The sequence below is a fragment of the Cystobacter fuscus DSM 2262 genome, from assembly GCF_000335475.2.
Classification (GTDB): Bacteria; Myxococcota; Myxococcia; order Myxococcales; family Myxococcaceae; genus Cystobacter; species Cystobacter fuscus.
The window spans coordinates 420,355-430,116 of the sequence record NZ_ANAH02000007.1 but is presented as its reverse complement, the minus strand read 5'-3'; the positions used below and the strand labels follow the sequence as shown (position 1 = coordinate 430,116).

General features: G+C 70.8%; 13 protein-coding genes. 6 read left to right on the top strand and 7 right to left on the bottom strand.

The window, feature by feature from the left end:
* Nucleotides 1-3: 3 nt before the first annotated feature.
* The 3 genes from D187_RS14195 to D187_RS14185 all read left to right on the top strand — a co-directional run bounded on the left by D187_RS14195 (nt 4) and on the right by D187_RS14185 (nt 2,843).
* Nucleotides 4-1,011, top strand: coding sequence for an ABC transporter ATP-binding protein (locus D187_RS14195; RefSeq protein ID WP_043429673.1), 1,008 nt, complete (start codon nt 4-6; stop codon nt 1,009-1,011).
* The gene (locus D187_RS14190; RefSeq protein ID WP_002621547.1) at nt 1,008-1,898 is read left to right on the top strand and encodes an ABC transporter permease; all 891 of its coding nucleotides are present in this window, start codon (nt 1,008-1,010) and stop codon (nt 1,896-1,898) included. Before D187_RS14195 ends, D187_RS14190 begins: the two co-directional genes overlap by 4 nt.
* A gap of 114 nt (nt 1,899-2,012) precedes the next feature.
* Nucleotides 2,013-2,843, top strand: a complete 831-nt coding sequence (locus D187_RS14185) for a carboxypeptidase regulatory-like domain-containing protein (RefSeq protein WP_002621546.1) — start codon at nt 2,013-2,015, stop codon at nt 2,841-2,843.
* A 1-nt stretch (nt 2,844) separates the two neighbouring features.
* Here D187_RS14185 and D187_RS14180 read toward each other — a convergent pair whose 3' ends face one another.
* Genes D187_RS14180 through D187_RS14170 form a run of 3 tightly spaced genes read right to left on the bottom strand, consistent with a single transcriptional unit; the run spans nt 2,845 to nt 5,394 of the window.
* Nucleotides 2,845-4,125 (bottom strand): HAMP domain-containing sensor histidine kinase, encoded by a 1,281-nt coding sequence (locus D187_RS14180; RefSeq protein ID WP_002621545.1) that lies wholly within the window; start codon nt 4,123-4,125, stop codon nt 2,845-2,847.
* A 59-nt stretch (nt 4,126-4,184) separates the two neighbouring features.
* Nucleotides 4,185-4,865 (bottom strand): response regulator transcription factor, encoded by a 681-nt coding sequence (locus tag D187_RS14175; protein WP_002621544.1) that lies wholly within the window; start codon nt 4,863-4,865, stop codon nt 4,185-4,187.
* 25 nt (nt 4,866-4,890) lie between these two features.
* Entirely contained in the window at nt 4,891-5,394 is a 504-nt protein-coding gene (locus D187_RS14170) for a periplasmic heavy metal sensor (RefSeq protein WP_002621543.1), read from the bottom strand.
* A 223-nt stretch (nt 5,395-5,617) separates the two neighbouring features.
* On the opposite strand from D187_RS14170, the gene D187_RS14165 reads away from it, so the two are divergent.
* Together D187_RS14165 and D187_RS14160 are read left to right on the top strand one after the other, a co-directional pair.
* On the top strand, nt 5,618-5,824 hold the full coding sequence (locus D187_RS14165) for a cold-shock protein (protein WP_002621542.1): 207 nt from the start codon (nt 5,618-5,620) through the stop codon (nt 5,822-5,824).
* A gap of 138 nt (nt 5,825-5,962) precedes the next feature.
* The gene (locus D187_RS14160; RefSeq protein ID WP_002621541.1) at nt 5,963-6,325 is read left to right on the top strand and encodes a cupin domain-containing protein; all 363 of its coding nucleotides are present in this window, start codon (nt 5,963-5,965) and stop codon (nt 6,323-6,325) included.
* A 56-nt stretch (nt 6,326-6,381) separates the two neighbouring features.
* Here D187_RS14160 and D187_RS14155 read toward each other — a convergent pair whose 3' ends face one another.
* A complete protein-coding gene (locus D187_RS14155; protein ID WP_002621540.1) occupies nt 6,382-7,329 on the bottom strand; it encodes a LysR family transcriptional regulator in 948 nt (315 codons plus the stop codon).
* A gap of 72 nt (nt 7,330-7,401) precedes the next feature.
* On the opposite strand from D187_RS14155, the gene D187_RS14150 reads away from it, so the two are divergent.
* Nucleotides 7,402-8,403, top strand: coding sequence for an aldo/keto reductase (locus D187_RS14150; protein ID WP_002621539.1), 1,002 nt, complete (start codon nt 7,402-7,404; stop codon nt 8,401-8,403).
* Nucleotides 8,404-8,687: 284 nt separating this feature from the next.
* Here the strand turns inward: D187_RS14150 and D187_RS57785 are convergent, their stop codons facing one another.
* Genes D187_RS57785 through D187_RS14140 form a run of 3 tightly spaced genes read right to left on the bottom strand, consistent with a single transcriptional unit; the run spans nt 8,688 to nt 9,739 of the window.
* Complete coding sequence (locus D187_RS57785; protein WP_002621538.1) at nt 8,688-8,924, bottom strand: hypothetical protein; 237 nt, start codon at nt 8,922-8,924, stop codon at nt 8,688-8,690.
* Nucleotides 8,925-8,960: 36 nt separating this feature from the next.
* Entirely contained in the window at nt 8,961-9,083 is a 123-nt protein-coding gene (locus D187_RS58730) for a hypothetical protein (RefSeq protein WP_002621537.1), read from the bottom strand.
* Complete coding sequence (locus D187_RS14140; protein WP_043429670.1) at nt 9,080-9,739, bottom strand: TetR/AcrR family transcriptional regulator; 660 nt, start codon at nt 9,737-9,739, stop codon at nt 9,080-9,082. The genes D187_RS58730 and D187_RS14140 overlap by 4 nt, the downstream gene beginning before the upstream one ends.
* Nucleotides 9,740-9,762 lie beyond the last annotated feature (23 nt).

The window sequence follows — 9,762 nt, the reverse complement described above, 5'->3', positions numbered from 1 at the left end:
AGGATGACTCCGGCCCCTTTGGCCCCTCCGGTCACGGCGCTCTCGTCCGTGCCCCTGCTCCAACTCGACGGCCTCACCCGGCGCTTCAAGTCGCGCGTGGCGCTCGATGGCTTGAGCCTCTCGGTGCGCGCGGGGGAGATCGTCGGCCTGCTCGGCCCCAATGGGGCGGGCAAGTCCACCACCTTCCAGGTGCTCGCCGGACTGCTGGCCCCCGACGCGGGCCGCGTCCTCTTCGAGGGCCGGCCCCTGTCGCTGCATGATCCCGCGCTGCGCCAGCGCCTGGGCATCATCTTCCAGCGCGGCAGCCTGGATGACCTGATGAGCGCGCGGGAGAACCTCCTGCTCGGCGCCCGGTTGTATGGGCTGACGGGTGCGCACGCCCACGCTCGCGTGGAAGAGATGCTCCGGCTCATCGGCCTGGAGGCGCGCGGGGACGAGCGCGTGGGCACCTGGTCGGGAGGGATGCGGCGGCGGCTCGAGCTGGCGCGGGCGCTCGTGCACCAGCCCCGCGTGCTCCTCATGGACGAGCCCACCCAGGGGCTCGACGAGGCGTCCTTCCGCTCCTTCTGGGCCCACCTGCGCGCGCTGCGCGACACCGAGGGCCTCACGGTGCTGCTCACCACCCACCGGGCCGACGAGGCGCAGATGTGTGATCGCCTGGCGGTCCTGGATGCCGGGCGGCTGGTGGCCATGGACACGCCCGCGGCCCTGACCGCGCGGGTGGGGGGAGACCTCCTCATCCTCGAGGGCCACGAGCCCGAGGCGCTCGCGGCCGAGGTGCGCGCGCGCCTGGGGCTGGAGGCGCGCGTGGTGGAGGGGCACGTGCAGGTGGAGGCCGAGCGGGGCCATGCCCTGGTGCCCCGCCTGGTGGAGGCCTTTCCCGCGGGCCGGCTCGCCGCGGTGTCGTTGCGCCGGCCCACGCTCGCGGATGTCTTCCTTCAACTCACGGGCCGCACCCTGGGGGCGGATCAGCCCACCGCCGAGCCCCCCACGAGGAAAAGCCGCCGATGAACGCTCACGCCTCCTCCCTCTCCGACACCTCGCTGTCCCCCGAGCCCCGGCTCGAGCAGGAGGAGCCGGCCGCCCCCGCGCGGGCTCCGCGTGCGCCGGGCGCGCTCGCGCTCCAGTGGGCCACGGTGCGCGTGCTGCTCTCGCGCGACGTGGTGCGCTTCTTCCGTCAGCCCAGCCGCGTGGTGGGCGCGCTCGCCCAGCCCATCCTCTTCTGGTTCGTCATCGGCGCGGGCTTCTCCGGCTCCTTCCGCGTGGCGGGGGCCCAGGGCCTGGACTACCAGCGCTTCTCCTTCCCGGGCGTGGTCGCCATGGTGCTGCTCTTCAGCGCCATCTTCGCCACCATCTCCGTCATCGAGGACCGGCGCGAGGGCTTCCTCCAGTCCGTGCTGGCGGGACCCGGCTCGCGTCTGTCGGTGGTGTTGGGCAAGGCGCTGGGCTCCTCGGCCATCGCGCTGTCGCAGGCCTCGCTCTTCCTGCTCTTCGCGCCGCTGGCCGGTGTGTCGGCCGCCACGGTGAACGTGCCCCTGCTGCTCTCGGTGATGGGGCTGTCCGCCCTGGCCCTCACCTGCATGGGCATCGCGCTCGCGTGGTGGGTGCGCTCCACCGCCGGCTACCACGCCGTCATGAGCGTGGTGCTCCTGCCCATGTGGGTGCTCTCCGGCGCCCTCTTCCCGCTCAAGGGCGCCAGCCCCCTGCTGGCGTGGGTGATGCGCCTCAACCCCCTGCGCTTCGCCGTCGAGGGACTGCGGCGCGCGCTCTACGGCGCCGAGGCCTCGCTCGCCCTGGGCTCCCCGTCGTCCGGCGCCGGGCTCGAGCTGCCCGTGCTGTTCGTCTTCGCCGCCGTCTTCACGGGACTGGCCGCGTTCAGCATCAGCCGCCGGGAATGACCCGTAAACCCGTTCTCGCGTTGACTTCCCGGTCCGCTCTTCTTACGACAGGTGGCGCCCTTCACGGGTCCACCGCGCGGCCCGGCGGAAGTGGGCGCCATGAGGAGAGATGACATGAAGTTGCGTACGCTGGGGCTCGCGCTGCTGGGCACGGTGGGACTCACGGCCCTGTCCGCCTGCAAGCAGGAAAGCCCTCCCGCGCCTGTTGCAGCGGAGCCATCCTCGCGGACCCAGGACGCGGCGGCGGAGGGGTCCCCCGCCGAGGAGTCGCCCGAGCCCGAGCCCCTGACGGGCGGCGGCACCCTCCAAGGCACGATCACCTTCAAGGGCACACCGCCCGCGCCCGCGCCCGTCACCCCCAGCCAGGATCCGTCCTGCGAGGGCATGCCGTTGGTGGACCAGTCCCTCCTGGTGAAGGCGGGCAAGCTGGAGAACGTGCTCGTGCGCGTGCGCGGGTTGATGCCGCGCTCGCCCCGGACGCGGTCCGCCGTCGTGGACCAGAAGCAGTGCAGCTACACCCCCCGGGTGCAGGGCGTCGCCTCGGGGCAGCCCATCCTCATCAAGAACAGTGACGGCACGCTGCACAACGCGCGGGCCCTCTCGGGCACCAAGTCCATCTTCAACGTGGCCCAGCCGCCCAACGGCAAGCCCGTGCAACGCACGTTGCCGGCCGACGCCGAGGTGGTCCGCCTCAAGTGCGACATCCACCCGTGGATGGTGTCCTGGGTGGTGGTGAATCCCAACCCGTACTTCGCCACCTCCAACGCGGACGGGGCCTACTCCATCGAGCACCTGCCCGCGGGCACCTACACGCTCGAGGCCTGGCACGAGGTGCTCGGCACCAAGACGGCCGAGGTGACGGTGAAGGAGGGGGAGACCACGGCGCTCGCCTTCGAGTTCTCCACCGAGGACGCCAAGGGCAGCGCGTCGGGCTCGGTGAAGTAGCTCACCCCGCCGCCGGGCGGCCGCCGCGCTCCAGGGTGAAACCCACGCGCGCGCCGCCCTCGGGCCGGTTCTCCGCGAAGGCCTCTCCGCCGTGCGCCCGGGCGATGCGCCGCACCAGCGCGAGCCCCAGGCCCAGCGAGCCCGCCTCGCGCCGCTCGCCTCCCGCGCTGCCCCGGTAGAAGGGCTCGAAGACGCGCGCCTCCTCTCCCGGTGGCAGTCCCGGCCCCCGGTCCTCCACGCAGAAGGCGAGCCGCCCCTCGCGCTCCACCAACCGCAGCGCCTCCACTCCCTGGCCGTGTCCGCGCGCGTTGTCGAGCAGGTTGGTCAGCGCGCGCCCCAACAGCGTGGCGTCGCCCACCAGCTTCGTGTCGGGCACCTCCACCGAGAGCAGTTCGGCGGACAGGCCCGTGCGCTCCAGGGCCCGCTGCGCCAGATCCTTCCCCTCCAGTGCGTGGGGGTTGAGCTGGCCGAAGTCCAGGCGCGAGCTGGCGAGCAGCTCGCCCACCAGGGCATCCAGCTCCACGATCTCCCGCTCCATCTGATCCGCGGTGCGCTCGGGTCCACCGGCGTCGCGCATCAGCTCCACGAGCACGCGCAGGTGCGCGAGCGGCGTGCGCAGCTCGTGGGACACGGTGGCCAGCAGCTCGCGCTGGTCCGCCATCTGCCGCTCGATCCGCGCGGCCATCTCGTTGAAGGCCGAGGCCAAGAGCTGCATCTCCCCGGTGGCGTGGCGGCCCAGGTCCACCCGCGTCTCCAGCCGGCCCTCGCCCAGCTCCTGCACGGCGCGCGCGAGCATGTCCAGGGGCCGGGCCAGCCGCCGGGCCACCCAGCCCGAGGCCATCCACATCGTGAGTCCGCTCACGGCCCAGAACAGGGTGCCGCGCCAGGGAGCGCGGCTCCGGGTGCGCCCCGAGCAGACGTGGGCGGTGCCGAGCCGCACGCCTCCGTGCTCCACGGGGAGGATGACGTTGGCGGACCCGAGACACGGCTCTCCGGCGCGCACCAGGCTCCTGCCCGAGACGTCGAGCAGCTCGATGTCGAGCAGCAGATCCGTGGACACCTCGCGCACGAGGGCATCTCGCCGCTCGGGCTCGTCCCAGACGTCGGCGAGCCGGTGGATGGCGAAGGTGCGCACGCGCTCGAGCTCCTGGCGCCAGGAGTTGCCCCCCACCAGGTTCATCACCGAGCCCACCACCACGGCGGTGACGAGGATGGAGATGCCGAACCAGAGGAAGAGCCGCCGGCGCAGCCGGGCCCGGACATAGGAGCCGAGCCGGGTCATCGGGCGGGGAGGCCATCCGCCGGGCGAGTCCCAGGGTCCGTGCCCGTGCCCGCGCCGTCTCACGGGCCCTCCCGGGCGAAGAGGTAGCCCACGCCCCGGACGGTCTTGATGAGCTTCGCGCCGTCCTCGCCCAGCTTCTGGCGCAGGTGGGAGATGTGCACGTCCACGGTGCGCTCGCCCACGAGGGTGTCGCTGCGGCCCGCCTCGCCGAGCAACGCGTCGCGGGGGATGACGCGGCCGGCGCGCCGCACGAGCGCCACGAGCAGATCGAACTCGAGCCCGGTGAGCTCCACGCGCCGGCCATTGACGCGGGCCTCGCGAGCGGGGACGTCGAGCGAGACACCGTGGGCCTCGAGCTTCTCGGCCATGGCGGAGGGTTGGGCGCGGCGCAGCACGGCGCGCAGGCGCGCGAGCAGCTCGCGGGGGCTGAAGGGCTTGGCGAGGTAGTCGTCCGCGCCGAGCTCCAGGCCCACGACGCGATCCGTCTCGTCGCCGCGCGCGGTGAGCATGAGGATGGGCACGGTGCTGCGCGAGCGGATGCGCCGGCACACCTCGAGCCCGTCCATGCCCGGCATCATCACGTCCAGCAGCACGGCGTCGAAGGCCTGGGAGTCCAGGGCGGCCAGGCCGCGTCCTCCATCGGGGGCATGGGTCACCTTGATGCCTTGCTGCCCGAGGTACTGCTCGAGCAATTCATACATCCGGGTGTCATCGTCGATGAGGAGGACGCGGGTGGACATGGGCGGGGCGGACTCTACCAAGGCTTCACCCCGCCCAGGCGCCGCGCCAACCGCAGCGGTCGGCCCGGAAGGCGTGGGCGCGGGGGTGGCGGTGGTGGGAGGAGCCCCAGCCGCGCTCGACGAGGTCCGCCAGCTCGAGCCGCTGGCGCGGATCGAGCGCCTCGTGGACCTTCGCGAGCGAGGCGTGGATCGTCTTGCGCAGCTCGTCGACGAGCGCGTCCTGCTTGGCGTCCTGCTCCCGCAGGGCGGCCCCATCGAAGTGTTCTCCGCGCAGGGCTTGGGCCCAGGAGGAGCGGGTGTCGCCCCAGAGGCCGCGCAGCTTCTCGGCGGCCTGGCTCACGTCCTCGGCGGCCTGGACGAGGATCTTCTCCTGACCGGGGGAGGTGTCGAGCCGCTCGAAGACGTGGCGCAACTGGCCGCGGGGGCTCCAGCGGCCGGGGCCGCCGCGCCAGGAGGCGTAGCGCCGGGCGCGGCGCACGGTGAAGAGGGCACCCGCGAGGCAGACCGCGCCAAAGATGTATCCGAACATGTTGCTGCTCCTTCCGTGAGCGACCGGCCCGGCAGGGGCTCGGCGCCATCGGTCAGTCAGGAAGGTAGGAGGCGGATGTGAAGCGCTCACCCGGCGAGCGATGAAGAAGTGTGAAGGCCGGGGAGGAATGGGGAATGGCTCCGAGCCGTTTCATCCGCAGTACTGCCCTCACGTGGAGGGTGGTGGATTGCCGTAGCGCAGGCGCAGAAAGTCAGGGAAGTCCATGGCAACTGGTACCGTGAAGTGGTTCAACGACGCGAAGGGCTTTGGTTTCATCGCACCGGATGCGGGGGGAGATGACGTTTTCTGCCACCACACCGCCATCAACGCGCAGGGCTTCCGCTCGCTGGCCGAGGGCCAGAAGGTGGAGTACGACGTGACGCGTGGGCCCAAGGGCCTGCAGGCGCAGAACGTTCGCCCGCTGAGCTGAAGCACCGCACTCGAGCCGTGACCTACACGCCCGCTCCTCCCTTCGGGGGGGGAGCGGGCGTGGTGTTTTGGGGGGTTCGCTTCGCTCCTGGCTTCCTTAGCTTGTCCGGAAGAAGTCAAACGACAGGGGAGAGCCGAGATGGGTGACACCAGTGTGAAGAAGGTCGATTCCCACCACTCGCCGACGGGGCAGATGGGGCAGAAGTACCTGGCGGAGGGCATCCGGGTGGCGATGCGGTTGTGGGAGAACGAGGAACCGGCCGAGGCCAAGCCCGTGAGCGTGCGCGACTACGAGACGGTGGGCTACGTCATCAAGGGCCGCGCGGAGCTCCACCTGGAGGGCCAGGTGTTGGTGCTCAACCCCGGGGACTCGTGGCTCGTGCCGAAGGGGGCCAGCCACACGTACAAGATCCTGGAGACCTTCACCGCCGTGGAGGCCACGAGCCCGCCGGCCTCGGTGCACGGCCGCGACGAGAAGAACAAGGGCGAGGTCAAGGCGTGAGGTGAGGGGGCGTGGGCCGTGCGGTGGGCCCACGCCCGCGCGCTTTGATTGCCTCCTCAGCCGCTCGTCGTCGACCGGGGCGCTTCCTCGGGGCCGTGCACTGTCTTCACCACGCGGACCACCAGGTCCCGAATGAAGCGGATGGCGTCGTCGTCGTCGACCGTGTTGCGCCAGAGCAGCTCCGTCGGGGCGCCTCCCAGGTCCAGGGGAAGGGGCGTGGTGCGGAGGTTCGGACGCAGCGAGGTGATTTCCCGCGCGACCACGGCGGGCAACGTGGCGAGCAGGGCGCTGCCTTCCACGAGTGCCCCGACGCTGTGGAACATCGGGACCGAGACCCGGACCCGCCGCTGGACGCCGAGCGCGTCCTCGACAATCCCTCGCAAGTCTCCGTTGTATGAGACGATGACGTGCTCGTGCGCGAGGTAGCTCTCCCGCGTCAGTCGCTTGCCGATGCGAGCGTGCCGCGGATCGTAGAGACAGACGAACCCGCCCCAGAACAATGTCAGACGCCGCGTGTCGGCCGACAGCTCGTCGGCCACCGTCACCGCGAAGTCCACCGCCGAGGAACCCAGGGCCTCGGCGATGGTGCGGAACTGCACGGGAATCACGACGAGCCGCATGCGTGGCGCCTCCTCGTCGAGCGCGCGCAGCAGCGGCGGAAGGAGCCAGGTCTCATTCGCGTCCGAGAGGCCGATCCGCACGGTCCGCTCGCTCGTCTTCGGGTCGAAGGCCGCCGGGGAGACGGTGGCCTCGACGAGGGCCTGGAGGAGCGGCCGGGCCGAGGTGAACAGGCGCTGGCCACGTGCCGTGAGCGCGAGTCCGCGTCCCGCGCGGACGAAGAGCGGCGCTCCGACCGTCGACGCGAGGCGCCTGAGCGCCGCGCTCACCGCGGGCTGGGTGAGGTAGAGGCGGCTGGCGGCCTCGGTGACGCTGCCTGCCTCCGCCACCACGACGAAGACGCGGAGCAGGTTGAGGTCCAGGTCCTTCTCATAGATGCCGTGCATGATTGGGATACATCCTATTGATTTGATTTAAGTGTGTCGATCCTTAGTCTTGGCGCAGAAGGAGACACACGGATGAGCACGCACGAGACGAAGCAGACGAAGCGCACGGTGAAGCTGGGCTCCACGGGTCCCGAGGTCTTCCCGCTGGGACTGGGCTGCATGGGGATGTCGGGCACGTACGGGAAGACCGATGACGCGGAGAGCGTCCGGACGATCCAGGCGGCGATCGAGCGAGGGGTGACGCTGATCGACACGGGGGACTTCTACGGCATGGGCCACAACGAGATGCTCGTGGGGCGGGCCATCGAGGGGCGCCGGGACAAGGTCCAGCTCTCGGTGAAGTTCGGCGCGCTCCGCGGGCCGGATGGGAGCTTCAACGGTAACGACACGCGCCCCGTCGCGGTGAAGAACTTCATCGCCTACAGCCTGAAGCGGCTGGGGGTGGAGGTCATCGACATCTATCGACCCGCTCGGCTGGATCCCTCCGTTCCGATCGAGGACACCATCGGGACGATCGCGGACCTGGTGAAGGCGGGCTACGTGCGCCACATCGGGCTGTCGGAGGTCGGTGTCGAGACAATCCGCCGGGCCCACAAGGTCCACCCCATCGTCGACTTGCAGATCGAGTACGCCATCGCCACCCGGGGCCCCGAGGCGCAGATCTTCCCCGTGCTCGCCGAACTCGGCATCAGCGCGACGCTCTACGGGGTCTTCTCGCGAGGACTGCTCACGGGCAGCAAGCCGACGGAAGCGGGAGACTGGCGCGCCCATCAGCCTCGCTTCGCTGGCGAGAACGGGGCGAAGAACGAGGACTCGGTGAAGGCCCTCCAGCGCTTCGCGCATGAGCGTCGCATGACGCCGGGGCAGGTGGCGCTCGCCTGGGTGCTGGCGCGGCAGCCCGCGTTCGTTCCCGTGGTGGGAGCGAAGACCCGCGCGCAGCTCGAGGACGTGCTCGGTGCCCTGGAGCGGCCGCTGTCGAAGGAAGACCTCGCGGCGCTCGAGTCGATGGTGAAGATCTCCGGTGACCGCTACGACCCGGCCCAGATGAAGCACCTGGACAGCGAGCGCCGGTAGCGCGCTCCCTGTCGTCGGCGCTGGGGTCCCCCGATGGAGGGGGACTCCGCCTACCGGCCTTGAGCATAGGAAGGACAGGAGCCCTCAGGGCGAACGTCCTTTTCAGCAGCCCGGCGAGAGTCCAAACGGGGTGAGCGCTCCTTCCCTGGCTCCTCCACCGTCGCGGCAAAGGCTGGGCTCTCCTCCTCCTGCCCCGGCTCTGCCCCCGCTTGTGGGGCTTGCTCCCTGCCGCTCATCCCTTCGCTCTGTGGACCTACTCGCCACCCAGAATGGCGAAAGTCGCCTCAGAACCGGCTGGCGATCCAGAACAGCCCGAGCGCTGCGGAGCCGAGCGCCACGAAGCGTTGGAGCCGCTCGGCCACGTTCGTGCTCATGCGCGCCAGGCCCTCGGCGAAGATGAGCCCCACCGCGCCCATGCCCACGAGGATGCCCAGCGCGAAGCCCGGCAGGTACGTCCACCCGGAGGTGCTCAGGCTGCCGCCCACCAGCAACGGCGGCAGGGCCAGGAGCAGCGAGCGCACCCCGCTGACCGCCAATGAGGGCCCCGGCCGCGGTGCTCACCCGGTCATGGATGTGATGGCGAAGCGCAGCGCGACGAGGAAGGTGGCGCGGTGCCGACCCGGGCCCAGCGTGCCGAGCGTGGCCATGGCGGCACAGTGGTCCGGACCCACGGCGTTCACCGGGGGCCCTTCGCGGAAGTGGCCCTGGCAGGGGGGGCGACGAGCGTGGTGACGAGCGTCTGGGAGAGCCAGGTCTCGTACTCCTCCGGCGTGAAGCCGCCTTCGAGCACGAGCAACCGGTAGACGTCGCGGCTCGTGTACATCCACAGGAGGCGGCGGGCCTTGTCGAGCGAGAGTCCCTCCCGGGCCCTGCCCGCCTCGAAGAGGCGAAGGACACGCGCTTGCTGGAGCGCGAATCGCTTCTCCTCGAGCGAGGCCTCGAGACGCCGAAGCGCGAGCGAGAAGCCGGAGGCCCCCCGGAGAAGTCCGAGCAGGGTGGACTCGCTCTCGTAGATGCCTCGCGCCACGGTCGCCGTCATCCGAAGCTGCTCCACGGGATCCGCTTCCGCGTCGAGCCGTGCGCTCGCGGCCTGGTAGCCCTGTCCGAAGAGTGCCTCCTGGATCAGCGCTCGCAAGAGCCCTTCCTTCGATGCGAACAGCGCGTAGACCGACGAGCCCGAGACGCCCGCGCGCTCGGCGATCTGGGCGATGGTCACCGCATCGATTCCGCGACGAGCGAAGAGTGCCCTCGCCGCCTCGAGGATCCGGGCCCGGTTGGCGGCCGCGGCGCTGTCCCGCTTGGGGGATGTGTAGGTCCGTTTGCGACGAATTGCCATATTGGATGGAGTCAACTATATCG